At 72.6% G+C, this 25,172-nt stretch carries 25 protein-coding genes; 8 read left to right on the forward strand and 17 right to left on the reverse strand.

Features of this window, described 5'->3' with window-relative positions; all coding sequences use genetic code 11:
• Positions 1–192: 192 nt before the first annotated feature.
• Positions 193–396, reverse strand: coding sequence for a hypothetical protein (locus QC282_RS22525; protein ID WP_142192916.1), 204 nt, complete (start codon positions 394–396; stop codon positions 193–195).
• A 378-nt stretch (positions 397–774) separates the two neighbouring features.
• Complete coding sequence (locus QC282_RS22530) at positions 775–1,056, reverse strand: acylphosphatase (protein WP_279551353.1); 282 nt, start codon at positions 1,054–1,056, stop codon at positions 775–777.
• Between the two features lie 152 nt (positions 1,057–1,208).
• Between QC282_RS22530 and QC282_RS22535 the strand changes: the two genes are divergently transcribed.
• Positions 1,209–2,333 (forward strand): CAP domain-containing protein, encoded by a 1,125-nt coding sequence (locus tag QC282_RS22535; RefSeq protein ID WP_279551354.1) that lies wholly within the window; start codon positions 1,209–1,211, stop codon positions 2,331–2,333.
• Positions 2,334–2,430: 97 nt separating this feature from the next.
• Positions 2,431–2,835, forward strand: coding sequence for a helix-turn-helix domain-containing protein (locus tag QC282_RS22540; RefSeq protein WP_279551355.1), 405 nt, complete (start codon positions 2,431–2,433; stop codon positions 2,833–2,835).
• Here the strand turns inward: QC282_RS22540 and mutM are convergent.
• The 8 genes from mutM to recG form a co-directional block, all read right to left on the reverse strand.
• On the reverse strand, positions 2,808–3,677 hold the full coding sequence (mutM, locus tag QC282_RS22545; RefSeq protein ID WP_279551356.1) for a bifunctional DNA-formamidopyrimidine glycosylase/DNA-(apurinic or apyrimidinic site) lyase: 870 nt from the start codon (positions 3,675–3,677) through the stop codon (positions 2,808–2,810). The two genes, QC282_RS22540 and mutM, sit on opposite strands and share 28 nt — an antisense overlap.
• 94 nt (positions 3,678–3,771) lie before the next feature.
• Entirely contained in the window at positions 3,772–4,617 is an 846-nt protein-coding gene (gene rnc / locus QC282_RS22550; protein ID WP_279551386.1) for a ribonuclease III, read from the reverse strand.
• Between the two features lie 19 nt (positions 4,618–4,636).
• Positions 4,637–4,810 (reverse strand): 50S ribosomal protein L32, encoded by a 174-nt coding sequence (gene rpmF / locus QC282_RS22555; RefSeq protein WP_003951102.1) that lies wholly within the window; start codon positions 4,808–4,810, stop codon positions 4,637–4,639.
• Positions 4,811–4,812: 2 nt separating this feature from the next.
• Entirely contained in the window at positions 4,813–5,463 is a 651-nt protein-coding gene (locus tag QC282_RS22560) for a DUF177 domain-containing protein (RefSeq protein ID WP_279551357.1), read from the reverse strand.
• A gap of 161 nt (positions 5,464–5,624) precedes the next feature.
• The gene (locus tag QC282_RS22565; protein ID WP_279551358.1) at positions 5,625–6,737 is read right to left on the reverse strand and encodes a cell division initiation protein; all 1,113 of its coding nucleotides are present in this window, start codon (positions 6,735–6,737) and stop codon (positions 5,625–5,627) included.
• 99 nt (positions 6,738–6,836) lie between these two features.
• On the reverse strand, positions 6,837–7,316 hold the full coding sequence (gene coaD / locus QC282_RS22570) for a pantetheine-phosphate adenylyltransferase (RefSeq protein WP_279551387.1): 480 nt from the start codon (positions 7,314–7,316) through the stop codon (positions 6,837–6,839).
• 26 nt (positions 7,317–7,342) lie between these two features.
• A complete protein-coding gene (gene rsmD / locus QC282_RS22575) occupies positions 7,343–7,930 on the reverse strand; it encodes a 16S rRNA (guanine(966)-N(2))-methyltransferase RsmD (RefSeq protein WP_279551359.1) in 588 nt (195 codons plus the stop codon).
• Positions 7,931–8,080: 150 nt separating this feature from the next.
• Complete coding sequence (gene recG, locus QC282_RS22580) at positions 8,081–10,321, reverse strand: ATP-dependent DNA helicase RecG (protein WP_279551360.1); 2,241 nt, start codon at positions 10,319–10,321, stop codon at positions 8,081–8,083.
• Between the two features lie 161 nt (positions 10,322–10,482).
• On the opposite strand from recG, the gene QC282_RS22585 reads away from it, so the two are divergent.
• Positions 10,483–12,354 (forward strand): HSP90 family protein, encoded by a 1,872-nt coding sequence (locus tag QC282_RS22585; RefSeq protein ID WP_279551388.1) that lies wholly within the window; start codon positions 10,483–10,485, stop codon positions 12,352–12,354.
• Positions 12,354–15,302: a tetratricopeptide repeat protein gene (locus QC282_RS22590; protein ID WP_279551361.1), complete on the forward strand. Its 2,949-nt coding sequence runs from the start codon at positions 12,354–12,356 to the stop codon at positions 15,300–15,302. Before QC282_RS22585 ends, QC282_RS22590 begins: the two co-directional genes overlap by 1 nt.
• Positions 15,303–15,393: 91 nt before the next feature.
• Here QC282_RS22590 and QC282_RS22595 read toward each other — a convergent pair whose 3' ends face one another.
• Positions 15,394–17,232, reverse strand: a complete 1,839-nt coding sequence (locus tag QC282_RS22595; RefSeq protein WP_279551362.1) for a DAK2 domain-containing protein — start codon at positions 17,230–17,232, stop codon at positions 15,394–15,396.
• Between the two features lie 268 nt (positions 17,233–17,500).
• Here QC282_RS22595 and rpmB point away from each other — a divergent pair, with 268 nt between their 5' ends.
• Complete coding sequence (gene rpmB / locus QC282_RS22600; RefSeq protein ID WP_003993230.1) at positions 17,501–17,686, forward strand: 50S ribosomal protein L28; 186 nt, start codon at positions 17,501–17,503, stop codon at positions 17,684–17,686.
• A 141-nt stretch (positions 17,687–17,827) separates the two neighbouring features.
• Here rpmB and thiD read toward each other — a convergent pair whose 3' ends face one another.
• Together thiD and QC282_RS22610 are read right to left on the reverse strand one after the other, a co-directional pair.
• The gene (thiD, locus tag QC282_RS22605; RefSeq protein ID WP_279551363.1) at positions 17,828–18,619 is read right to left on the reverse strand and encodes a bifunctional hydroxymethylpyrimidine kinase/phosphomethylpyrimidine kinase; all 792 of its coding nucleotides are present in this window, start codon (positions 18,617–18,619) and stop codon (positions 17,828–17,830) included.
• On the reverse strand, positions 18,616–19,581 hold the full coding sequence (locus QC282_RS22610) for a thiamine-phosphate kinase (protein WP_279551364.1): 966 nt from the start codon (positions 19,579–19,581) through the stop codon (positions 18,616–18,618). The genes thiD and QC282_RS22610 overlap by 4 nt, the downstream gene beginning before the upstream one ends.
• A 206-nt stretch (positions 19,582–19,787) precedes the next feature.
• Between QC282_RS22610 and QC282_RS22615 the strand changes: the two genes are divergently transcribed.
• The gene (locus QC282_RS22615) at positions 19,788–20,021 is read left to right on the forward strand and encodes an Lrp/AsnC family transcriptional regulator (protein WP_037677600.1); all 234 of its coding nucleotides are present in this window, start codon (positions 19,788–19,790) and stop codon (positions 20,019–20,021) included.
• Positions 20,022–20,298: 277 nt separating this feature from the next.
• Here QC282_RS22615 and QC282_RS22620 read toward each other — a convergent pair whose 3' ends face one another.
• The 3 genes from QC282_RS22620 to QC282_RS22630 form a co-directional block, all read right to left on the reverse strand.
• Positions 20,299–21,456, reverse strand: a complete 1,158-nt coding sequence (locus QC282_RS22620) for a D-alanine--D-alanine ligase (RefSeq protein ID WP_279551365.1) — start codon at positions 21,454–21,456, stop codon at positions 20,299–20,301.
• 81 nt (positions 21,457–21,537) lie between these two features.
• Entirely contained in the window at positions 21,538–22,548 is a 1,011-nt protein-coding gene (locus QC282_RS22625; protein ID WP_279551366.1) for an NAD(P)-dependent glycerol-3-phosphate dehydrogenase, read from the reverse strand.
• A complete protein-coding gene (locus QC282_RS22630; protein WP_279551367.1) occupies positions 22,545–23,321 on the reverse strand; it encodes a lysophospholipid acyltransferase family protein in 777 nt (258 codons plus the stop codon). Before QC282_RS22630 ends, QC282_RS22625 begins: the two co-directional genes overlap by 4 nt.
• Before the next feature lie 143 nt (positions 23,322–23,464).
• On the opposite strand from QC282_RS22630, the gene cofC reads away from it, so the two are divergent.
• Together cofC and QC282_RS22640 are read left to right on the forward strand one after the other, a co-directional pair.
• Positions 23,465–24,103, forward strand: coding sequence for a 2-phospho-L-lactate guanylyltransferase (gene cofC / locus QC282_RS22635; RefSeq protein ID WP_279551368.1), 639 nt, complete (start codon positions 23,465–23,467; stop codon positions 24,101–24,103).
• Positions 24,104–24,112: 9 nt separating this feature from the next.
• On the forward strand, positions 24,113–24,316 hold the full coding sequence (locus QC282_RS22640; RefSeq protein ID WP_279551369.1) for a hypothetical protein: 204 nt from the start codon (positions 24,113–24,115) through the stop codon (positions 24,314–24,316).
• Between the two features lie 61 nt (positions 24,317–24,377).
• Here QC282_RS22640 and QC282_RS22645 read toward each other — a convergent pair whose 3' ends face one another.
• Entirely contained in the window at positions 24,378–25,037 is a 660-nt protein-coding gene (locus QC282_RS22645; protein WP_279551370.1) for an HU family DNA-binding protein, read from the reverse strand.
• Positions 25,038–25,172: the final 135 nt, after the last annotated feature.

Raw genomic sequence — 25,172 nt, forward strand, 5'->3', positions numbered from 1 at the left:
TTCACCGGTGAACGCGCAGGGCACACCAGACGTTAAAGATGGTGAAAGGATGCGCGGGGGCAAGGAAGCCGTCGGGGCGTCGGAGCGGCCGGAGGCAAGAAAGAAGGGACGCCGAAGCGTCCCTTGCAACTCTGAGTTAGCGGTTTGACGGGCGGCCCGACCACTGCTGCGCTGTTGTGAGCGGTGCAGCGATCAGGTCAGCGCAGGCTCCGCCTGGTGTGCGTCAACGCTCTCCATGATCCTGTCGTGAGAAGCGGCAGCCGTCAGTGCGTCGTTCTCGGCCTGGATCCGTACGAGCTCGGATTCGAGGTCCTGGACTCGCTGCTGCAGCCGTCGCATCTCGGCGAGGAGTCGCGGGTCGGAGCCGCCGACGTAACCGAGAAGCGCCTTTGCCATGATGGATGGTCCTCCACAATGAGTGACCGACCGAAGCGGTGTGGGTCGTGAGGGATTCGCACCCGCGGTGCTTGGCACATGTGGACTTGTGGTGCCGTTCTTCCATGCCAAACAGCTGAGGTGCGCGGGGCTTTCAGCGTCTCACCAAAAAGTTTGACGGTCAACACGATCACGCCCCGTATTGGCGGCAACCCAGTGGCGCGCGGCCGGAAACGGCGGCGCGGCGACTCCTGCGGGGCCCTCGGGGCGTGGCGATCATCTTTGCGGGTGGAGCCTGCCACGACAAGCCCTTCTTGGCAACCACCAGCCATTTCTCTTCCGGGCGGGCTCCGGCGACGGGCTCGTTCGCCGCCGGGCGGGCCGGGCCGGGACCCGGGATCAGCGGATGGCGAAGCCGTCGTAGCCGCCACGCGGTGTGTCCCAGATCTCGGTGACTCCGTCCACGCGGCCGGGCGTGTCGTCACCGCGGAGCCAGTCGAGCAGTGCCTCGCACCCCTTGCGCGGGCCCTCCGCGACCACCTGGACCCGTCCGTCCTGCAAATTGAGAGCAAAGCCACTCAGACCTCCGAGCTCCAGAGCCTTGGCCCGCGTGAACCAGCGGAAACCCACGCCCTGGACGCGTCCGCGCACCCAGGCGACCAGCCGTGCATCGTCACTCATGAGGGCAACCTAACCGGCCAATGTCTCTTGCGACACTTCCTCCCCGGGCGCCATGCGGTACCGTCCCCACCCAAACGAAACTCACTCGTTCGTGTGAGTTTCGTGATGATCATGAGGACGATGTCGACCGCGAGGACGAGGAAGGCCAGGACATGGGACGCCACCGACGCTCCGCCGCCGGCCGCGCCGCCACGGGCCGCGCCGCGGGGGGCACGCAGCAGGACGGCCACCAGGGACACCACGAGCCGGCGGACTCACGCCCGAGCGACGGCCCGGCCATGGGGATCGCCCCGTACCTGAACCCGGAGGCGTACGCCGAGACCTACGCGAAGTCCGAGGCGTTCCTCTACGCCACCGACGACGACCACACCCCGGCCTCCGGCACCCGCGCCTTCCCGGCCGAGGGCTTCGCGGGCGGCGGCCAGGGGCCCGACGGCGGCTCCGCGCGCGCCGGGGGGCACCGGCGCCGCAGGAAGCGGGCCGCACCGGTGCGCACCGGGCTGCTGGGCGTCTCGGCCGCCGTCGCGCTCGGCACGGTCGCGGTGGCCACCGGCGCGGTGCCGGGCCTGGACAACTACCGCATCGGCGGCGGCTCCGGAGCCGGCGACCGGGTGCAGGCCGCGGACTCGCCGACGAGCACGCCGAGCGAGCAGGGCGGCACGTCCGGCTCGGTCGAGGGCCGTGACGGCACGTCGCCGGGCCGTGGCACCGACCGTTCCGCGTCCCCGTCCGCGTCGACCTCCCCGTCGCCCTCCGCGTCCACGTCCTCGGCCGCGCCGACGACCGAGGCACCGTCGAAGAAGCCGAAGGCCACGCCGAGCGAGAAGCCGCAGCGGACGCCCACGCGTCAGGCCACGAAGGCACCGGTGCCCAGCACTCCGCCGGTCACGGTGTCCGAGGAGGCCGCGGCGGCCGCGCAGGTGCTCAAGCTCGTCAACGACGAGCGGGCGCAGGCCGGGTGCAGCCCCGTCGCCGCGAACAGCGCGCTGAGCGAGCTGGCCGCCGACTTCAGCGAGGACATGGCCGAGCGGAACTTCTTCGACCACACCGACCCCAGCGGCGCGACGCCGTGGGACCGGGCGGAGAAGGCCGGCATCACCAACCTCGGCGGCGAGAACATAGCCCGCGGCCAGGCCGACGCCGCGGCCGTCATGGCGGCCTGGATGGACAGCCCGGGCCACCGCGCGAACATACTGAACTGCGACTTCAAGACGCTGGGCGTGGGCGTGCACTTCGGCCAGGGCGGCCCGTGGTGGACGCAGAACTTCGGCTACTGAACCGGCGGCCCGGACACTCTCCGGACCGGCGGGGCCGGCACTGTCTCCCGGTCAGCGCAGTCTGCCGGTTCGCGCTGTGGTCGCCTACGCTGGACGCATGACGACCACGCAGGAGGAGCGCACGCCGGAGCAGAGCCTGCCGTACGACGTGTTCTCCAAGTGCTGCCCCTCGCGCGGCACGCTGGAGCACATCACGGGCCGCTGGGGCGCGCTCACCCTGGGCGCCCTGTCCGAGGGCTCCCTCCGGTTCAACGCGCTGCGCCGCCGGGTCGACGGGGTCAGCGAGAAGATGCTCTCCCAGACGCTGCACGCCCTGGAGCGCGACGGCCTGGTGCACCGCGAGGCGCAGCCGGTCAATCCGCCCCGCGTGGACTACGAGCTCACCCCGCTCGGCCGCGAGGTCGCCGCGCGCCTGCTGTCCCTCATCCACTTCCTGGAGGGCAGCATGGACGAGGTCCTGGCGTCCCGTGAGCGCTACGACGCGGCACGCGGCGGGCGCTGACACCTCGGGCAGAAGTAGCTGGACCGGTTCATCCACGGGCGCCGGCGCATCGGCGTACCGCACCGGCGGCACGGCTCGCCCTCGCGGCCGTAGGCGTCCAGCGACCGGTCGAAGTAGCCCGACTCGCCGTTGACGTTGACGTACAGGCTGTCGAAGCTGGTGCCGCCGACCGCGAGGGCCGCGTTCATCACGTCCCGGACATGGCCGAGGAGTTCCCGCGTCCGCGGACGGGTGAGGGTGGACGTGGGGCGCTCGTAGTGCAGGCGGGCGCGCCACAGCGCCTCGTCCGCGTAGATGTTGCCGACCCCGCTGATCAGGGACTGGTCGAGCAGGGCGCGTTTGATCGTGGACCGGCGGCGGCGCAGCGCCTGGTGGAACGCCTCGTCGTCGAAGAGCGGGTCCAGCGGGTCGCGGGCGATGTGCCCGATGACGTCGGGCAGGCCCTCGGGCGTCGTCTCGTGCAGCGACAGGCCGCCGAAGGTGCGCTGGTCGACGAAGCGCAGCTCGGTGCCGCGGTCGTCGGCGAAGCGGACCCGGATGCGCAGGTGCTTCTCGTCGGGCGCCGACCCCGGCTGGACCAGCAGCTGGCCGCTCATGCCGAGGTGGGCGAGGATCGCCTGGCCGGTGACCCCGGTGCCCTCCAGCGGCAGCCACAGGTACTTGCCGCGCCTGCTGGGCATGCCGACGCGGTGGCCCTTGAGGCGGTGCGCGAAGTCCTCGGGGCCCGCGAGATGGCGGCGCACCGCGCGCGGGTGCAGGACCTCGGCCTCGGCGACGGTCCGGTGGGCGACCCACCGTTCGAGGCCGCGCCGGACGACCTCCACCTCGGGCAACTCGGGCATGGGCTCCCCCGTACGGCCGTGGGATGAGAGATGAAGAGATGAGCCGAGCGCCCGCCCCGGTCTGGCGGGGCGGGCGCTCGGATGCTGCTGTCGGTCAGGCGGAGGCCGACGGTGCGTCGGCGCTCTCCGGGGCCTCGGTCGGCTCCGGTTCGGCGGCGGCCTGAGCCGCTGCCTCGGTGAGCTCCGCGGCGGCGGCCTGGGCCGCTGCCTTGGCGCGCTCGTCCGCCGCGGCCCGGATGGACCGCCACGCGGACTCGGCGGCCTGCTGCTCCGCCTCCTTCTTGCTGCGGCCGGTGCCGGTGCCGTACGAGACGCCTCCGACGCGGGCAGCAGCAGTGAAGGTCTTCTCGTGGTCGGGGCCGGTCTCCGTGACCAGGTACTCGGGCACGCCGAGGCCTTCGGTCGCGGTGAGCTCCTGGAGACTGGTCTTCCAGTCCAGGCCGGCTCCCAGGTTCGAGGACTTCTCGATCAGCGGGTCGAACAGGCGGTGCACCAGCTCCGCCGCCGATTCCAGCCCCTGGTCGAGATAGACCGCGCCGATCACCGCTTCGAGGGTGTCGGCGAGGATGGACGCCTTGTCCCGGCCGCCCGTGCCCTCTTCACCGCGGCCCAGCCGGATGAAGGAGCCCAGGTCGAGGCCGCGACCGACCTCCGCCAGCGCACGCGAATTGACCACCGCGGCCCGGAGCTTGGCCAGCTGGCCCTCGGGCAGGTCGGGGTGGGTGCGATACAGCGTGTCCGTGACCACGAGGCCGAGCACGGAGTCCCCGAGGAACTCCAGCCGCTCGTTCGTGGGCAGACCGCCGTTCTCGTACGCGTACGAACGGTGGGTCAGTGCTCGCACCAGAAGGGCGGACTCGACCTGATAGCCGAGCCGCCCTTCCAGAAGCGTGTGGGACGAGGCCTGGTTGTCCGCCTGCTGCTTCTTGGGCGTGGACACAGTGCCTCTCACCAGCCGCTCAGACCTCGAGGACCTGGCGCTTGTTGTAGGTGCCGCACGACGGGCACGCGATGTGCTGCTGCTTCGGCTCGTGGCAGCGCTCGCACGCAACCAGGGTGGGGACCGCAGCCTTCCACTGCGACCGGCGGTGGCGCGTGTTGCTGCGCGACATCTTCCGCTTCGGAACAGCCACGGCTACTTCTCCTGCTTCTCGTCGACGCCCGCTTCCGCATCGGCGCCGCTCATCTCGTCCTTCTCGCCGTCCTTCATGGTGCCGGCGAGTCCCTGCAATGCCGCCCAACGGATGTCGACGGCGTCATGGTGGTGGTCCGGGTCGTCCGCGAGGCGCACGCCGCACTCGGCGCACAGCCCCGGGCAGTCTTCCCGGCACACCGGCTGCATCGGCAGTGCGAGCACCACCGCATCGCGCAGCACGGGTTCGAGGTCGAACAGGCCGTCCTCGATGAAGAGCCTGTCCTCGTCTTCCTCGGCGTCGTCGGCCGGCTCCGCCTTGGGGCGGCCCCGGTCGTCGGCGTCAGGGTACGAGAACATCTCCTGGAAGTCCGCTTCGAGCTGCTGCCCGAGCGGCTCCAGACACCTTACGCACTCCCCCTCGGCCCGTGCACGGGCGGTGCCTGTGACGAGCACCCCTTCCATGACGGACTCCAGGCGGAGTTCGAGCTCCACCGGGGTGCCTTCCGGCACTCCGATGACGTCCTTCAGGCCGAGATCCCGGGGAGCGTCGACCGTGCGGGACAGGCGCTGCAGCGCGCCGGGCCGCCGACCCAGCTCGTGTGTGTCGAACACGAGGGGGTTGCGGTGGTCGAGGCGGGCGTTCAGAGCCATTCCTGCTTTCGATCTTCCGAGCTCTCCGGGCGCCGCCCTTCGGTCTTCCCGGGCAGCGTTGATCGCGGACGTACACGCGACCGAAGAGCCAGGATACTGGACCTTTCGCTCTCGGCCCAATCCGGTGCCCGCGACCGGCTGCGGGGCCCACGAACAGCGCCTCAGCCGTTGCCGCGGCCCTGCTCGTAGGCCCGCAGCTGCTCGGCGCTGATCATGCTGGTGTCGAAGAGGCTGGTCTCGTCGAGGGCCTGCGCCGGCGGCTGGGGCGGCTGCGGCGGCACGTACGGCTGCTGGGGCTGCGCGGCCTGGTTCGGGTCGTAGGCGCCCTGCTGGGCGTCGTAGGCCTGGTGGTAGCCGTAGGGATCGGCCTGCGCGGCCTGCTGGTAGCCGTAGGCGTCCTGCTGGGTGCCGTCGTACTGCTGGGCGCCCTCGTACTGCTGCTGGTAGCCGCCGCCGTACGGGTCCGGCTGCGCGGGCTGCTGGTAGCCGTAGGCCGGCTGCGGTGCCGCGTAGTCGGGCGCGGGCTGCTGCCGGGGCGGCTCGGCAGCGGCCGGCTCGGCGACGGCCGCGAGGCCGGCGAGGTAGTCGGCATCGCTGGTGTGCTGGACGGTGCTGGTGTCGTCGGCCAGGGCGCCGAGGTCGTCGCTGGCGATCCGGCCGTGCAGCTTCTGCCGGCCGCGTCCGACGGCCTCCAGGGTCTTGGCGAGGACCGCCTCGAAGGCGCCGAGCTTGACGTCGACGTACTCGTCGGCGGTGCGGCGCAGGGTCTCCGGGTCGTGGCTGCGCTCGGGGGCGTCCTCGTCCTCGTAGCCCTGCTCGTCGACGCCGGGGCCGGTGCCGAGCAGCTTCTCGCGGCCTCGGCCGACCGAGCCGAGGGTCTTGGTGAGGACGACCTCGAAGTTGGCGAGCTTGGAGTCGACGTAGTCGTCGGCCTCGGCGCGGATCTCCTCGGCCTCCTTGCGGGCCTCGGCGAGGATGCGGTCCGCCTCGGCCTGGGAGCGGCGGGCGATCTCGGTGCCGGCGATCAGGGAGTTCCGCTCGGCGTGCGCGCTCTCGATGATGTGCTCGGCCTCCTGGCGGGCCTGGGCGACCATCTGCTCGCGGTCGCCGATCAGCTCCTGTGCCTGGGCGAGGGAGCCGGGCAGGGCCGCGCGCACTTCTTCGAGCATCGAGAGCAGTTCGGCGCGGTTGACCACGCACGAGGCCGACATGGGCATCGACCGGGCACTGGAGACCGACGCGACGATCTCGTCGAGCTTCTTCTGCACGTCCACCGTGTGCTCGCCACTCTCTACAGCTGTGTTGGAGACGGACGGGACGACTGTACGGCCATGGGGCCGGCGGGGGACACCGAGTGACGGGTTGTCAGGTCGTCAGTCCCGGCGCAGCCGCTCGCCGAGCGCCGCCAGGACCTCCGGCGGCACCAGGTGGGAGACGTCGCCGCCCCATGCCGCGACCTCCTTGACCAGGGAGGACGACAGGAAGCTGTAGGTGGGGTTGGTGGGCACGAACAGCGTCTCGACGCCGGTCAGGCCGTTGTTCATCTGGGCCATCTGCAGCTCGTAGTCGAAGTCGCTGACGGCCCGCAGGCCCTTCACGATGGCCGGGATGTCGCGCTCCTTGCAGAAGTCGACGAGGAGGCCGTGGAAGGCCTCGACCCGGACGTTGGCGTACTCGGCGGTGACGCGGCGGATCAGGTCGATCCGCTCCTCGATCTCGAACAGGCCCTTCTTGGACTTGTTGATCATCACCGCGACGTAGACCTCGTCGTACAGGCGGGAGGCGCGGGCGATGATGTCGAGATGTCCGTTGGTGATCGGGTCGAACGACCCGGGACAGACGGCGCGGCGCACTTGTGATCCCTCGCTCTCCGGTCCGGTCATCGTGCGTCTTCGCACGTAGAGGCGGCGCGACCGTACCAAAACGTTCCCTCGCCGTAGCGACGGGCCCGGAGCGCTTCGAAGCCGTCCGGCCACCGGAATTCGCCGCCTCTGGTGCTGCGCTCCACGGTGACCAGCGCATCGGCCGCGAGCCAGCCCTCCGTGCGTAGTGTGAGCAGAATCTCCCGAAGATCGTCGTCCGTGACGGCGTACGGCGGGTCCAGGAAGACGATGTCGTACGGCTGCTCCGGGGACGCCGCACGGATGATCTGTTCGGCTTTGCCCGCCCTCACCTCGGCGCCGGGCAGGCCGAGGGACTTCACGTTCTCCCGGACGGTGCGGGCCGCTCGCGCGTCGGCCTCGACCAGCAGGGTGTGGCCCGCGCCGCGGGACAGGGCCTCCAGGCCGACCGCGCCCGAGCCGGCGTACAGATCGAGGACCCGCTCGCCGTCCAGGGGGCCGCCGAGGAGGGACTGCCAGGTGGAGAACAGGCCCTCGCGTGCGCGGTCGGAGGTGGGGCGGGTGCCGGTGCCCGGCGGGACGGCCAGACGGCGTCCACCTGCTCGGCCGGCGATCACGCGGGTCATCGTGGTCCTTGTCCCTGAGTTGCGGGGGCGTGCGGGGGCTTACGGGTTCAGTCTGGCAGGCGGCGGTGGGGGGTGCGTCCCCGCCGGGCCGGGCCGTGGGGCGTCCGTGGCCCCTCGCGCGGTGCCGGGCGCCCTTGCGGACGCCCGGACTCAGCCCTTCTCCAGGTACTGCTCTCTCTCCTCGTCGAGGAGGGCGTCCAGGGCCGTGCGCAGGGCCGGGAGGCGGGTCAGCTCGGGGTCGGCCGCCACCACGGCCGTCGCCTCCTGGCGGGCCTCGGCGATGACGTCCTCGTCCTCGATGACCGCGAGCATGCGCAGGCTGGAACGGGTGCCGGACTGGGCCTGGCCCAGGACGTCGCCCTCGCGGCGCTGTTCGAGGTCGATGCGGGAGAGTTCGAAGCCGTCCAGGGTGGAGGCGACGGCGCCCAGGCGCTGCCGGGCCGGGCTCGCCTCCGGCATCTCGGTGACGAGCAGACACAGGCCGGGCGCCGACCCCCGGCCGACGCGGCCGCGGAGCTGGTGGAGCTGGGAGACGCCGAAGCGGTCGGCGTCCATGATCACCATGGCGGTGGCGTTGGGGACGTTGACGCCGACCTCGACGACCGTCGTGGCGACCAGGACGTCGGTCTCGCCGGCGGCGAAGCGGCGCATGACCGCGTCCTTGTCGTCGGGGTGCATCCTGCCGTGCAGGACCTCGACGCGCAGGCCCTGCAGGGGGCCCTTCGCGAGCTGTTCGGCGACGTCGAGGACGGCGAGCGGCGGGCGCTTCTCGGCATCGTCCTCGGGGGACTTCTTCTTGCCGCCCTTCCTGGCGTCGGCGGGTCCGGCCGGTTCGTCGGTGTCGTCGCCGATGCGGGGGCAGACGACGTACGCCTGGTGGCCGTTGGACACCTCCTCGCGCACGCGCTCCCACGCGCGGGCGAGGAAATGGGGCTTGTCGGCGGCGGGCACGACATGGCTGGCGATCGGGGAGCGGCCGGCCGGGAGCTGGTCGAGGACGGAGGTCTCCAGGTCGCCGAAGACGGTCATGGCGACCGTGCGCGGGATGGGGGTCGCGGTCATCACGAGCAGGTGCGGCGGCTGTTTGCCCTTGCCGCGCAGGGCGTCGCGCTGCTCGACGCCGAAGCGGTGCTGCTCGTCCACGACGACCAGGCCGAGGTCGTGGAACTGCACCTTGTCCTCGATCAGCGCGTGCGTGCCGATCACAATGCCCGCCTCGCCGGTGGCCAGGTCGAGCAGGGCCTGGCGCCGGGCTGCCGTGCCCATGGAACCGGTGAGCAGCACGACCTTGGTGGCATGCTCGGTCCCGCCGAGCATGCCCCCCTCGGCCAGCTCCCCCATCATCTCCACGACGGACCGGTGATGCTGCTGGGCGAGCACCTCGGTGGGGGCCAGCATCGCGGCCTGCCCGCCCGCGTCGACGACGGCCAGCATGGCGCGCAGCGCGACCATGGTCTTTCCGCTGCCCACCTCTCCCTGGAGCAGGCGGTGCATCGGGTGGTCCGTGGCGAGGTCGTCGAAGATCTCCCGCGAGACACGCTGCTGACCCTCGGTGAGGGTGAAGGGGAGGCGGGCGTCGAAGGCGGTCAGGAGGCCGGCCGGCTTCGGTGTGCGGGGGACGGCCGGGAGCTGGGTCTCGGCGTGGCGGCGGCGGGCCAGGGCCACCTGGAGGACGAACGCCTCGTCCCACTTGAGCCGGGCGCGGGCGTCGACGATGTCCGCCTTGGTGTGCGGGCGGTGGATCTTCAGCAGGGCCTCGGGCAGCGGGACCAGGCCGCGGCCGTCGCGGAGGCTCTCGGGGAGCGGGTCGAGCGCCTCCCGCGCGCTGGGCAGCACCGTCTGGATCGCCTTGCCGATCTTCCAGGACTCCAGCTTGGCGGTGGCCGGGTAGATCGGGATGAGGGCGCCCGCCCAGCTCTCGACGGTCTCCTCGGCACCCTCTCCGTGCAGCAACTCGTAGGCCGGATGGGCCAGTTGCAGACGGCGGTTGAAGACGGAGACCTTGCCCGCGAACAGGGCGCGGGTGCCCGGCAGGAGCTCCTTGTGCGGCTTGTGGACGCCGTTGCCGAAGAAGACCAGCTGGAGGCGCCCGCTGCCGTCCGTGATGGTCACTTCCAGGCGCTGGCCCTTGCCGCGCGGCGCCCTGGACGAGGCGAACGTGTGCAGGCGGGCGTCGGCGACCTGGGCGACCACCGTGACGTGCTCGTCCATCGGCAGGTCGGCGAGGTGGGTGAGCTGGCCGCGCTCCTCGTATCTGCGCGGGTAGTGGTGGAGGAGGTCGCCGACCGTGTGCAGGCCGAGGTGCTCGGCCATCACCTTCGCGGTGGCGGGGCCGAGCACCGACTTCAGTGGCTGGTGCAGTGGTTCTTTCAGCGCGGGCACGAGATCCATTGCACACCACGTCACTGACATCGCCGTATACGTCCCCGGAAACTCCTGGTCAGACGGCTCGTTCGGGCCTTAGGATGACGCGCTCCGGCCATCCCGCGGTCACCGCCTCACAGGGACCGCCCGACCCCGCGCCGTCCCTTCTCCCCACCGGCGCCGTGACGATGGACTCCCAGATCTCACAGTCACCCCAGACACCTCAGCAGCCTCAGCGTTCCCCGGCGCCACAAGGGGACCGGACGCCGCACACCTTCCAGGTCGACCTGCGCGGCCTGGTGGACCTGCTGTCCCATCACCTCTACTCCAGCCCCAAGGTGTATCTGCGCGAGCTGCTGCAGAACGCCGTGGACGCCATCACCGCCCGCCGCGCGGAACAGCCCGACGCCCCGGCCCGCGTACGGCTGTACGCCGGCGACGGCGCCGACGGCACGCTGCGCGTCGAGGACACCGGCGTCGGGCTCACCGAGGCGGACGTGCACAACCTGCTGGCGACGATCGGACGCAGCTCCAAGCGCGCCGACGCCCTGCGGGAGGCCCGCTCGGACTTCCTCGGGCAGTTCGGCATAGGCCTGCTGGCCTGCTTCGTGGTCGCCGACCGGATACGCGTGGTCAGCCGCAGCGCCCGGACGCCCGACGCGCCGCCCGTGGAGTGGACGGCGAGCGACGACGGGTCGTACACCGTGCGGACGCTCCCCGACGACGCCCGGCCCGAACCGGGCACCACCGTGCACCTGAGCGCGCGGGCCGGGGCCGCCGAGTGGCTGGCCGGGAAGCGGGTGCTGGAGCTTGCGCGGGACTTCGGTGCGCTGCTGCCGTACGACGTGCGGGTGGGCGAGGAGGAGGTCACCGACCTGCCGGCGCCGTGGGACCGGGCGTACCCGAGCCCGGCGGCCCGGCGGGTGGCCCTCGCCCGGCACTGCCACGAGCTGTTCGGGTTCACGCCGCTGGACTCCATTGACCTGGACGTGCCGCTGGCCGGCGTCCGGGGTGTGGCGCACGTCCTGCCGTCGGCGGTCAGCCCGGCGCAGCGCGCGGGTCACCGGGTGCATCTGAAGGGCATGCTGCTGACCGAGCGGGCCGAACAGCTGCTGCCGGACTGGGCGTTCTTCGTGCGCTGTGTCCTGGACACGGACAGCCTGCGGCCCACGGCCTCGCGCGAGTCGCTGTACGAGGACGAGACGCTGGCCGCGGTGCGGGACGCGCTGGGCGAGCGGATCCGGTCCTGGCTGACGCAGCTCGCCACCGGCGATCCGGAGCGGCTGTCGGCCTTCCTGGCGGTGCACCACCTGGGCGTGAAGTCCCTCGCGCGGCACGACCACGAGATGCTGCGCACGATGCTGCCGTGGCTGCCGTTCGAGACGACCGACGGGCGGCTGTCCCTTGAGGAGTTCGCGCAGCGGCACCCGGTGGTGCACTTCACGCGGACGGTCGAGGAGTTCCGGCAGGTCGCGCCGATCGCGGCGGCGCAGGGCATCGGCGTCGTCAACGGCGGCTACACGTACGACAGCGAGCTGGTCGAGGCGCTGCCGTCGGTGCGGCCCGGCACGGTGGTCGCCGAGCTGGACGCCGACACGGTGACCGCGCACCTGGACTCCGTGGACCCGGCGGAGGAGCTGGCCCTGTCCGGCTTCCTGGCGGCGGCGCGGGCGAAGCTCGACCCGCTGGGCTGCGACGTGGTGCTGCGCGCCTTCCACCCGCTGTCGGTGCCCGCGCTGCACCTGGACGACCGGGAGGCGCGGCACGAGCAGGCCCGCGCGGAGGCCGAGGAGCAGGCGGACGAGCTGTGGGCGGGCATCCTCGGCTCGCTGCGCGGCGGCGCGCCCCGCGCGCGTCTGGTGCTCAACCACCTCAATCCCCTGGTCCGCAGGATCAGCTCACTGCGCGATCCGGAACTGATCGGCACCGCGACCGAGTCCCTGTACGGGCAGGCGCTGCTGATGGCGCAGCGTCCGCTGCGGCCGGCGGACTCGGCGCTGCTGAACCGGGCGTTCATCGGCCTGCTGGAGTGGGCCACCCACGGGGAGGACGGTCACTGATGACGGGGATCACGGACTTCGACGCGCTGCGCCGGGCCATGGCGGAGAACTCCGAGCAGCCCGAGGGCCCGGCCCGCAACGCGCGCGCGGAGCAGTTGCTCGCCGAGGCGGAGAAGCTGAACATCCCGCTCGCGGTGATCGAGGCGCTCGGACACCAGCTGAAGGTCTACAACTACAGCTCCGAGAAGGACAAGATGTTCGTCCCGTTCTCGCGGCTGCTGCGCATGTGGGACGAGCGGCCGGAGGACTTCGACGAGTACGAGACCCATCAGCTGCACTGGGTCTTCAAGTGGGTGTCGTCGGGGATGCTCGACCAGCCGCACATTCCGCTGGCCTCCATCGAGAAGTGGCTCGGCGAGATGGAGCACCGCTACCGGCTCGCCGGGCACACCGAACGGGCCGTGCGGAGCGTGGAGTTCAGTGTCGCCGCGCACATCGGCGACGTGGCGCGCGCGGAGCGGGCGTACGAGGCGTGGCTGGCCGCCGACCGGGACCGCATGGCCGACTGCCACGCGTGCGAGCTGCACGACCAGGGCTGGTGGCAGGCGGAGCGCGGCCGGGACGAGGAGGCGCTGCGGCTGTGGCGTCCGGTGCTGGAGGGCGAGTTCAGCTGCGCCCACGAGCCGCACACCGCGCTCGCGTCGTCCCTGGCTCCGCTGCTGCGGCTGGGGCGCGTGGAGGAGGCGCGCGCCAACCATCTGCGGGGTTTCCGGCTGGTGCGCGCCATGGAGAGCATGCGCGGCGCGTACGCGGACCACGTGGAGTTCTGCGCGCTGTCCGGCAACGAGGCGCGCGGCCTGGAGCTTCTCGCCCAGCGGCCGGCGTACTTCACGGACGACGGGCATCCGCGCAGCAAGCTGGACTTCATGGCCGTGGTGGCGCTGCTCATGGACCGGCTGACGGAGCTGGGGCTCGGCGATCAGCGGGTACCGGGCCCGGCGGGCCGGTCGTGGACCGCGCGTGAACTGGCCGCACACGCGCGTGCGGAGGCACTGGAGCTGGCGGCGCGGTTCGACCGGCGCAACGGCACGGGCCATGTCAGTGAGCAGGCACACGCGCGTATGGGCCGGCGGCCGCTGGTGGAGCGGCTGCCGCTGGGGGTGCGGGCGACGCCCCGGCCCGCGCCGGCGGCCCCGGTGCCCGAGCAGGTGGCTCCGGGCGGTGCCGGGCAGCCCGGTCTGCCCGCGCTGCTCGCCGAGGCGCGCCGTCTGTCCGACGCGCTGGTGCCGAACGCCATCGAGGCGTGGGCCGCGGTGGAGCGCGCCGCGGAGGGTGCCGAGCTGGACGTCCGCGACCGCGCGGAGATCGCCGACCACCGGGCGATGGGCCTCGGCCCGGACGGCGCCGAGCTGTTCGAGCGGGCCGCCGTCCTGTACGCGGAGGCGGGCGACCCGGGCGAGTCCCTGGCGGCACGCGCGCGTGCGGCGTTCGTACGCGCGCTGGCGGGCGACGTGGACGGGGCGCTGACGGCGGTGGCCGAGCCGTACGAGAAGGGGCGCGCCCTGTACGCCGAGGGCGGTACCGGTGTGCCGCAGGCGGCGTCCGTGGTGATGGCGCGTACGCGGATCCTGATGCGGCGCGCGCAGGAGGCGGACGGTCCGGCGGAGGCCCTGCTGGCGGACGCCGAGGAGGCCGTGCGGGAGGTGCTGGCGCTCGTCGGGGAACACGCCGACGGGGATGTGCGGCTCGCGTCGCGGGCCGCCGAGTCCCGGGCGATGCTCGGGGAGCTGGCGGGGCTGCGCGGCGACACGGAGCGGGCGACGGAGCTGTTCGAGCGGGCAGCGGCCGAGTACGTGGCCGCCGGGCTGCCGTGGTTCGCGGTGGAGTACGAGGCACGGCTGGCGCAGCTCGCGCACCACCGCGGTGACCTTCCGGCGGCGGAGGGGGCGCTGCGTGCCGCCCTGGAGCACGGCGGCCCTCATCTGGAGCCGGTCGGCCGTGCCCAGCTGCACCTTCAGCTCACCGAGGTGCTGGGCGGCACGGGCCGGTTCGGGGAGGCCGCGGACCAGGCGCTGGAGGCGGCGCACTGGGCCGACGAGGCGGGCGAGGGGCCAACGCTGGGCGCCTGGGCCCGGCACCAGCTCGGCGGGCTGCTGCTGCGGCAGGGCCGCTGCGCCGAGGCCGCCGAGGTGCTGGAGTCGGCGCTGCCCGACCTGACCGCCGAGACGCACGGCGAGGGCACGGTCGTGCAGACCCTGTGGTGGCTCGGCGACTGCCTGGGGGAGCTCGGGGAGCACCGTACGGCCGCCGAACGGCGCCTGCAGGCCGCCGAGATCGCCCGGCACTGGCCCGAGCAGCAGGACCACGCGACGCTGGCGCACCTGGCGGCCGAGTCGCTCGGACAGGCCGGGCTGCCCGCCGAGGCGGACCGGGCGTACGCGCGGGCGGGCGAGTTGTGGCGCGGGCTCGGCGACGTGCACGGCGTGGTGCGTTCCCTGCGCGCACGCGCGTGGCTGGCGCTGGGTCCGGAAGAGGGCACCGGGACCGCGCGGGAGCTGATGGCGAGCGCCGTGCGGGAGTGCCAGGCGGCGCGGGAGGCGGCCGGGGACGACGAGTCCCGGCTGCGGATCACCGCCGAACTCGGTCACACCCACCGGCAGTTCGGCGACCTGCTGGCCCGTTCCGTCGGCGAGTCCACCGAGGAGGACGCGATCCGGGAGGCGTTCGAGGAGGCCCTGGTCCAGGTGGTCGCCGCGGCCGGGGAGTTCGCCTCCCTCGGCGCCGCCGCACTGCACCAGCGCACCGGTGCCGAGCTCGCCGCGGGCTGGCTGGAGGCCGACCTGGGCCGCCCCGCCGAGGCGGCGGCACGCGCGCGTGCGGTGCTGGCGGCCTACGACGGCGCGGAGGGCGACGAGGGCGACGAGGGCGACGGCGAGATCGGGCCGGTGGGCGCGCGGCGCGCGGAGGCGGAGCAGATGCTGCGGCTCATGGAGAAGGGCGCCGACTGAGGCGCGCGGCGTGAAACTCCGGCTGAGACGTGCGGCGTGGAGTGGGTCCCGGTTCGCCCGGGGCCCGGTCGGCGCCGGTCGCTGCTGATCGCTACTCGACGCCGATCAGCAGCAGCGCGCCCTGCCGCCCGCCCCGGTACACCACGGTGTCGACGGCGAGATAGGCCTCCCGCACGCGTGCCTGAAGGTGCTCGGCGACGGGTTCCGGCGCCTCGTCGCCGAGGACGAGCGTGACCAGTTCGCCGCCGGCGGCGAGCATCCGGTCGAGGACGGTCTCGGCGACGGCCGTGACGTCCGAGCCGATCACGGCCACGTCACCGTCGATGAGGCCGAGGACGTCGCCGGCCTGGCAGATGCCGGCCATGGTCCAGGACTGCCGCTCGGCGACGGTCACCTCGGCGTAGCGGGTGGCGCCGGCCGCCGAGGTCATCGACACGACGTCCTCGTCGAAGCGGCGGTCCGGCTCGTGCACGGCGAGCGCCGCGATGCCCTGCACGGCGGAACGGGTGGGGATCAGCGCCACGCGGATGCCCTCCGCGCGGGCCTGCTCGGCCGCCGCCGCGGCGGTGTGCCGCAGTTCGGCGTCGTTGGGCAGCAGGACGACCTCGCGCGCGTGCGCCCTCCGCAGCGCCTGGACCAGCTCCCCGCTGGCCGGCGGCTCCCCCGGCCGCGCGAGCACGGTGGTCGCGCCGGCCTCCGTGTAGAGCCCCGCCAGACCCTCGCCCGGTACGACGGCCACCACGGCACGCCGGGCGCGCTCGCGGGGCGGGCGCTCGCCACCGGTGGTGTGCACGTCGCCCGCGGCGAAGTGCGTGATCCGGATCCGGTACGGCCGCCCGGCCTCGACGCCCGCCTCGACGGCGGCGCCGGCGTCGTCGACGTGCACGTGGACGTTCCACAGCCCGTCGCCGCCGACCACGACGAGCGAGTCCCCGAGGGCGTCCAGCCGCTCCCGCAGACGCGCCACGGCCGTGTCGTCGGCCTCCAGGAGGTAGATCACCTCGAAGGCGGGCCCACCGGCCTGCGGCGCGGCCTCGCCGGGGACGCACTCCCCGGGATCGCCGTGCCCGGTGCCGACGGCCCCCGGCACCTCGTCCGGACCGCCCTCCACGCGCGCGTGCGCGCCGCCTTCCCCGCGCGCGTGCGCACCGTCGGCCGCGCCATCCCCCACGCGCGCGTGCCCCGCGATCCCCGCTGCCGGGACCGCGCCCGCGACCGCCCCCGGCGCCTGGCCGGTCAGCGTCTCCACCAGTGCCGCCAGCACCGTCACCAGCCCGTGCCCGCCCGCGTCGACCACGCCGGCCCGGCGCAGCACCGCCAGCTGTGCCGGGGTCTCGGCGAGGGCCGCCCGGGCCCCTTCGTAGGCCGCGCGTGCGACGGTCCCGCAGTCGCCCTCCACTCCCCCGGCCGCGTCGGCGGCGGCCGAGGCGACGGTGAGGACGGTGCCCTCGACGGGATGGGCGACGGCCTGGCGCGCGGAGTCGGCGGCGTGCCGCAGCGCGAGCCGCAGGCCCGGCCCGTCGGCGTGGCCGGTCGCCTCGTCGGCGGCGAGCACCTGGGCCATGCCGCGCAGCAGCTGCGCCAGGATCGTTCCGGAGTTCCCGCGGGCCCCGATGAGCGCGCCGTGCGCCATCGCCCGCGCCGCGTCCGCGAGCGCGGGCCCGCCCGGCGTACCCGCCCGCGCGCCCCCGGCGGAACCGGCCTCGTCGGCGCCCCCGTGATCGAGCCCGTGGGCCGCGAACACCGCCTCGACCGCAGTGACCGCCGACTCGACGGTCAGATACAGGTTCGTGCCGGTGTCACCGTCCGCGACCGGATAGACGTTGATCGCGTCGATCTCCTCACGCGCCCGCCCCAGTGCCCTGAGCGCCAGACCGCACCAGGTGCGCACCGCGAGGGCGTCGAAGAACGGCTGCGGCACCTGCGCCACCTGCGCCTCCTTGAGCTGACGGACGTGGGACGCAGCGTAGACCCCGCGGCGGTGGCCTCCGGTGGTGGGCCGGGCCGGGTCCCTGAGCTGCCGTGGTAGTTTCGTTGTACGGGCGCAGTCGTTGTATGCTGCTCCGGTTGCCCGATCCGATCGGGCCATTCCCCCTGGCAGCGCCACTCAGATCTCGACCGCTCGTAGAGCCTTCAAGGTCTTGATCCCGGCATGCCGGGATCAACCGTAAGTGCATCTGAAGTCTTTGGAGTGACCCGTGGCTGCCAACTGCGACGTCTGCGGCAAGGGGCCGGGCTTCGGCAACAACATCTCGCACTCGCACCGCCGTACGTCCCGTCGCTGGAACCCGAACATCCAGCGTGTGCGTACCGTGGTCGGCGGGACGCCGAAGCGCGTGAACGCTTGCACCTCGTGCATCAAGGCCGGCAAGGTCTCGCGCTGACGCACTGCTGAGCGCGCGGCCACTGCTGGTTGCTTGCATCAAGCCGGTCCACCTCGGGTGGACCGGCTTTTTGCGGTGTCCGCGACCGGTGTCCGCGACCGGTGACCGGGCCCGGCCGCCGAGCCCGGTCGGCGGGCGCGCTCAGTCCCTGAACCGCCACCCGTGGTCCACCGGCCCGATCCCGCCCCCCAGCGCGAACCCGGCCGCGATCGCCCCGGTCACGTACTCCTTGGCCGCCGCGACCGCCTCCGGCACCGGCCGGCCCTTGGCGAGCTGCGCGGCGATCGCGGAGGCGAGCGTGCAGCCCGTGCCGTGGGTGTGCCGGTTGTCGTGCCGGGGCGCCCTCAGCCAGTGCTCCTCGGAGCCGTCGGTGAGCAGGTCCACGGCGTCCCCGGACAGGTGACCGCCCTTGATCACCACCCACGCCGGCCCGTACGCCAGGACGGCCGCCGCGGCCTCCCGCATCCCGTCCGGCGACTCGACACGCACCCCCGTGAGCTGGGCCACCTCGTCCAGGTTGGGCGTGGCGACGGTCGCGACGGGCAGCAGCCGGGTGCGCACGGAGTCCAGCGCGGACGCGGCCAGCAGCGGGTCCCCGTGCTTGGACACCCCGACCGGGTCGATCACGGCAGGCGCGTCCGTCCCGGCGATCAGATCGGCCACCGCCTCGACGACTCGCGCGGACGCCAGCATGCCGGTCTTCACGGCCTGTACGCCGATGTCGTCCACGACGCTGCGGTACTGGGCCCGCACGGCCTGCACGGGCAGCTCCCAGGCGCCCTGGACGCCGAGGGAGTTCTGCGCGGTCACCGCGGTGATCACGCTCATGCCGTGCACGCCCAGCGCGAGCATCGTCTTCAGGTCGGCCTGGATGCCGGCGCCGCCGCCGGAGTCGGAGCCGGCGACGGTCAGAACCCTGGGCGGCGCGCTCACGACTCGATGTCCCCGAAGTGGTCCCAGCCGCCCTGCGTGGTCCAGGGCGCCCCGTCGACCGTCACCTGGGGCAGCGCCGACGGGTTGAGGACCTCGCCGATCACCTTCCAGCGGGCGGGCAGCTTCACGTCCGGCGGGAAGGTCGCCACGATCGCGTGGTCCTCTCCCCCGGTCAGCACCCACTGCATCGGGTCGACGCCGACGGCCTGCCCGATGTCGTACATCTGGGACGGGATGTCGATGGCGCCGGACCGGACGTCGATGCGCACCTTGCTGGCCTCGGCGATGTGCCCGAGGTCGGCGATCAGCCCGTCGCTCACGTCGCACATCGCGGTGGCGCCGAGCCCGGCCGCCGCGGGACCGGCGTGGTACGGCGGTTCGGGGCGGCGGTGGGCCTCCACGAAGGCGCGGGGCGAGCGGAACCCGCGGGACAGGACCGCGTAACCGGCGGCGGACCAGCCCAGCCAGCCGGTGACGGCGACGAGATCGCCGGGCTGTGCGCCGGCCCGCGTGACGGGCTCCTGGTTGCGCAGGTCGCCGAGCGCGGTGATCGAGATCATGATCTGGTCGCCGCGCACGACGTCGCCGCCGACCACGGAGGCCCCCGCGACCTGGCACTCGTCGCGCAGGCCGTCCATCAGCTCGGTCGGCCAGGTCACCGGCAGTTCGGCGGGGACGACCAGGCCGAGCAGCAGCGCGGTCGGCACGGCACCCATGGCCGCGATGTCGGCGAGGTTCTGCGCCGCCGCCTTGCGGCCCACGTCGTACGCCGTCGACCAGTCGCGGCGGAAGTGCCGGCCCTCCAGCAGGATGTCCGTGCTGGCCACGACCCTGCGGTCGGGCGCGGCGACCACCGCGGCGTCGTCGCCGGGGCCGACCCGGACCGCCGGGGTCGTGGTGAGGCGGGAGGTGAGCTCCCTGATGAGCCCGAACTCCCCGAGCTCACCAACAGTGCCCTTCATTGCCCTTTCTCCCCTTCTTCCCCTGCCCGTTCCCGGTCGCGGGTCATCTGTGTCGTCGTTACGGTCGTGTTGACCGTCAATTTCTTTCGTGCCCGTACCCCGGCACAGGGACGCCGGTTCCCGCAGGTCTCCCCGCGGTGAGCGGCGACGCGATACCGTGGCGTTCCTTTTCCCCACATGATCCTCGTGGCCGCCCTGGAGGTTCCGTGGTACAGGCGTACATCCTGATCCAGACGGAGGTCGGCAAAGCGTCGACCGTCGCCGAGACGATCAGCAAGATCCCTGGAGTCGTCCAGGCCGAGGACGTGACAGGACCGTACGACGTGATCGTGCGCGCCCAGGCCGACACCGTCGACGACCTCGGTCGCATGGTGGTCGCCAAGGTCCAGCAAGTGGACGGCATCACCCGCACACTGACCTGCCCCGTCGTCCATCTCTAGTCCCCCGTCCGCCCTCGGCCGGTGTGCTCTCTTCCGTCACCGGCGCACCGGACCGCCGCCCTCGCCCGACTGTTCGACAAGGGCTGTTCCTCAGCAGACGACAGGGCGTCGGCGGTGGTTCCCGGCCCGGGGAAGCCCGGCGATCATACTGCGCCGCGCCGTCGAACGACCCGCCGAGACGGACCGGCGGCAGGAAGGAGCGGGCAAAAGGCGCGGATGGCGCGCAGCAAGAAGGCGACCCCCGAGGGGATCGCCTCCGTCGCGCGGGCGGGCCGGTTCAGCGCAGCCCGGTGGACCGCCGCAGCGCCGCCCGCACCAGCAGGTCCACCAGCTCGGGATAGCTGATGCCGGTGGCCTGCCACATCTGCGGGTACATCGAGATCGGGGTGAAGCCGGGCATCGTGTTGATCTCGTTGATGACGAACTCGCCGTCCTCGGTGAGGAAGAAGTCCGCGCGGACCAGCCCCTCGCAGGACGCCGCGTCGAACGCCTCCACCGCGAGCCGCCGCACCTCGGCGGTCTCCTCGTCGCTGAGCGGGGCGGGCACGATGCCGGGCGTGGAGTCGATGTACTTGGCCTCGAAGTCGTAGTACGCGTGCGCGTCCGGCGGCGGGATCTCGGCCGGCACGGAGGCGCGCGGCCCGTCCTCGAACTCCAGCACCCCGCACTCGATCTCGCGGCCCCGCAGCGCCGCCTCGACGAGGATCTTCGGGTCGTGGCGCTGCGCCTCGGCGACCGCGTCGTCCAGGCCGGACAGGTCGTCGACCTTGGTGATGCCGATGGACGAGCCGGCGCGCGCGGGCTTCACGAACAGCGGCCAGCCGTGCTCGCCGGCGAATTCGACGATCTTCTTGCGGGCGGCAGCCTCGTCCTGCTCCCACTCGCGGGGCCGGATCACCACGTACGGGCCCACCTTGAGCCCGAAGGAGGTGAACACCCGCTTCATGTACTCCTTGTCCTGGCCAACGGCCGAGGCGAGCACCCCGGAGCCGACGTACGGCACCCCGGACAGCTCCAGGAGACCCTGGAGGGTGCCGTCCTCGCCGTACGGGCCGTGCAGGACGGGGAAGACCACGTCGACGTCGCCGAGCACCTTCGGCACCGAACCGGGCTCGCTGTAGACGACTTCGCGGCTGGCGGGGTCGACGGGGAGCACCACGCCGCCCTCTCCGGACTCGGCGAGCTCCTCGACGCTGGGCGTGCGGCGGTCGGTGATCGCCATGCGCTCGGGCTCGTCGGCCGTGAGCGCCCAGCGGCCGTCCCGGGTGATGCCGATCGGCAGGACGTCGTACTTCGTCCGGTCGATGGCGCGCAGTACGGCTCCGGCCGTGACCACGGAGATCCCGTGTTCTGAGCTGCGCCCGCCGAACACGACGGCCACACGCGGCTTGCGAGGCGGCTGATCGGGGCTCTGGGGGAGGTTCTGGGTGCTCATATCGCGTTGAGAGTACCCGCTGGTATCCCCCGCGTCAGCGCCCGCCGGGCCGTCGGCGCCGTGCGTCCCACGGACGGTCGCTCAGCGTCGTTCCGGTTTCGCGCTGCGCGACATGAGTTCCTTCAGCGCGACGGCCGGCGGCTTGCCCTCGTGGACGATGCCGACGACCGTCTCGGTGAGGGGCATGTCGACGCCGTGCCGGCGGGCCAGATCCAGCACCGACTGGCAGGACTTGACGCCCTCGGCGGTCTGCTTGGTGACCGCGATGGTCTCCTGCAGGGTCATGCCCCGGCCCAGGTTGGTGCCGAAGGTGTGGTTGCGGGACAGCGGCGAGGAGCAGGTCGCCACCAGGTCGCCGAGGCCCGCGAGTCCGGAGAACGTGAGCGGGTCGGCGCCGAGGGCGACACCGAGCCGGGTGGTCTCGGCGAGTCCGCGGGTGATGAGCGAGCCCTTGGCGTTGTCGCCGAGGCCCATGCCGTCCGCGATGCCGACGGCCAGCCCGATCACGTTCTTCACGGCGCCGCCGAGTTCGCAGCCGATGACGTCGGTGTTGGTGTACGGCCTGAAGTACGGGGTGTGGCAGGCGGCCTGGAGGCGCTGGGCGACGGCCTCGTCGGCGCAGGCGACCACGGCGGCGGCCGGCATCCGGGCGGCGATCTCCCGGGCCAGGTTGGGTCCGGTGACGACGGCGATGCGGTCCGGACCGACCTTCGCCACGTCGTCCATGACCTCGCTCATCCGCATCGCGGAGCCGAGTTCGACGCCCTTCATCAGCGACACGAGGACGGTGCCCGGCGCGAGCAGCGGCGCCCACTCGGCGAGGTTGCCGCGCAGGGTCTGCGAGGGGATCGCGAGGACGGTGAAGTCGGCGTCGCGCGCGGCCTCGGCGGCGTCCGTGGTGGCGCGCATGTTCTCGGGGAGTTCGACGCCCGGGAGGTAGTCCGGGTTGGTGCGCGTGGAGTTGACCGCCTCGGCGAGTTCGGGGCGGCGCCCCCACAGCACGACGTCGCAGCCCGCGTCGGCGAGCACCATACCGAACGCCGTGCCCCACGATCCGGTGCCGAAGACGGCGGCCCTGACCGGCTTGCTCACTTGCCCAGCCCCTCTTCCTGTCCTGCCCTCGACCGCGACTGCGTCGCCGTCCTGCGCCGCTGCTCGATCCGCTCCTGGCGCGGGTCGTAGGGCGTCTCGGGAGCCTTCTCGCCCCGGATCTCCTCCAGCTGGCGGGTGATGGCCTCCATGATGGCCTCGGTCGCCTCCTTCAGGAGTTCCGCGGTCATCTCCCTGTCGTAGAACCGGGAGAGGTCCACCGGCGGGCCGGCGAGCACGCGGTGGGTCTTGCGCGGGAGGAGGTTCGGCTTCCTGGCGTAGGGCGGCAGGAGTTCGTTGCAGCCCCACTGGGCGACCGGGACGACCGGGCACCTGGTCTGCAGGGCGACCCGCGCGGCGCCCGTCTTGCCGGTCATGGGCCAGCCGTCCGGGTCGCGGGTGAGGGTGCCCTCGGGGTAGAAGGCGACGCACTCGCCGCGCTCCACGGCGTCGATGGCGGCCCGGAATGCGCTGAGGGCGTCCGTGGTCTCGCGGTAGACGGGGATCTGCCCGGTGCCGCGCATCGCGGCCCCGACGAATCCCTTACCGAAAAGGGCGCTTTTCGCGAGAAAACGCGGCACCCGCCCGGTGTTGTACTGGAAGTGTGCGTACCCAAAGGGGTCGATGTGTGAATTGTGATTCACGACGGTGATGAATCCGCCCTCCGCCGGAATGTTCTCCATTCCACGCCAGTCCCGCTTGAGCAGAACCACCAGCGGCGGTTTGCAGATCACCGCGGCGAAGCGGTACCAGAAGCCGATTCTGCGGCGGGGCACGCGTACACCTTCCTCTAGGGCCTGGGGGGCCGCACAAGTGTCGCCCCGGGCCGTCTGTCTGTCGAGAACACCGTACGCCCGGCGACGGCGGCGCCGGATGGCCCGGGTGACAATGGCCGCGACAAGGGAGGGACGGAACGCCGGTGCAGTGGACCCTGGTCATACCCCTGAAGCCTTTGGCGCACGCCAAGAGCAGGCTCTCGGACACGGCGGACGAAGGGCTGCGCCCAGGTCTGGCGCTGGCGTTCGCGCAGGACACGGTGGCCGCCGCGCTGGCCTGCCCCGCGGTGCGTGATGTGGCAGTCGTCACGGACGACGTCCGGGCCGGCCGGGAGCTTTCCGCACTGGGCGCCCGGATCATCGCGGACGAGCCGGGAACCGGGCTCAACGCGGCTCTCGCGCATGCGGCGGCGGTCGTACGGGCAACGCGTCGCGAAAGTCCCGTGGCCGCTCTGAACGCCGATCTTCCCGCGCTTCGCCCACCGGAATTGGCACGGGTACTGGACGGGGCGGCGGAATTCCCCCGCGCTTTTCTCGGCGATGCGGCCGGAATCGGCACGACGCTGCTGACCGCGGCCCCGGCCCGGGAATTGCGGCCGGCGTTCGGCCCGGACTCCCGGTCCCGCCACCGCGCGTCCGGCGCCGCGGAACTGCTGCTGGACGCGGTGGACTCCGTACGGCAGGACGTGGACACCGGGGACGATCTGCGCGCGGCGCTCGCGCTGGGCGTGGGCTCCCACACGGCCGCGGTCGCCGCGCGGTTGCTGATACCGGGGCAGTAGGCTGCCGTCATGCAGGCGACCGCATACACGTACGACCCGGAAAGCCGCAGCGGGCAGGTGCTGCTGGACGACGGCACCCCGGTGCCCTTCGACGCGGCGGCGTTCGACGCGGGGGGCCTGCGGCTGCTGCGGCCCGGCCAGCGGGTGCGCGTCGAGACGGACGGCGAGGGCGAGGCCCGGCGGATCACGCTCGTGACGCTGCAGACCTTCTGACACGCCGCGGGCCGGACTCCGACGCGGAGTCCAGCCCGGCGCGTGAGTGCCCCTGTGCCGCTTACTTCTTGCGGGCGGTGGCCTTCTTGGCGGTGGTCTTGCGGGCGGTCGACTTCTTGGCGGGGGCCTTCTTGGCCGTCGCCTTCTTCGCCGGAGCGTTCTTGGCCGCCGTCTTCTTCGCGGTTGTCTTCTTGGCGGCGGTGGTCTTGGCGGTCGCCGTGGTCTTCTTGGCGGGCGCCTTCTTCGCCGTGGTCTTCTTGGCCGCGGCCGTCGTACGGGCGGTGGCCTTCTTGGCGGTGGTCTTCCTCGCCGCGGTGGACTTCGCCGCCGCGCCCGTCTTCTTCGCCGCGGCCTTCTTTCCGGCGGACTTGGCGATGGTGGGCGGCGCGCCGGACAGGCTGCCCTTGGGCGCCTTCTTCACGGCGACGTCGTTCTTCGGGAGCTTCTTCGAGCCGCTCACCAGGTCCTTGAAGCCCTGACCCGCGCGGAAGCGGGGCACCGAGGTCTTCTTGACCCGAACCCGCTCGCCCGTCTGGGGATTGCGGGCGTACCGGGCGGGGCGGTCGACCTTCTCGAAGGAACCGAAGCCGGTGACCGAGACCCGGTCACCCGCGACGACCGCGCGGACGATGGCGTCCAGGACCGCGTCGACAGCATCGGCGGCCTGCTGGCGGCCACCCATCTTGTCGGCAATCGTTTCTACGAGCTGCGCCTTGTTCACGTCTTCCCCTTCGGAGACATCGCCAGAACGAAAGTGTTCAAGCTTTTTCGCACGTTAGGCAGATATATACCGCAAATCAAACACGAAACGGGCTTATCACCCTTGTGCCGCAACGGACTCGGGCCGTCTCGGGCT

Origin of the sequence: Streptomyces sp. DH24, assembly GCF_029813775.1 — a bacterium.
Lineage (GTDB): Bacteria > Actinomycetota > Actinomycetes > Streptomycetales > Streptomycetaceae > Streptomyces.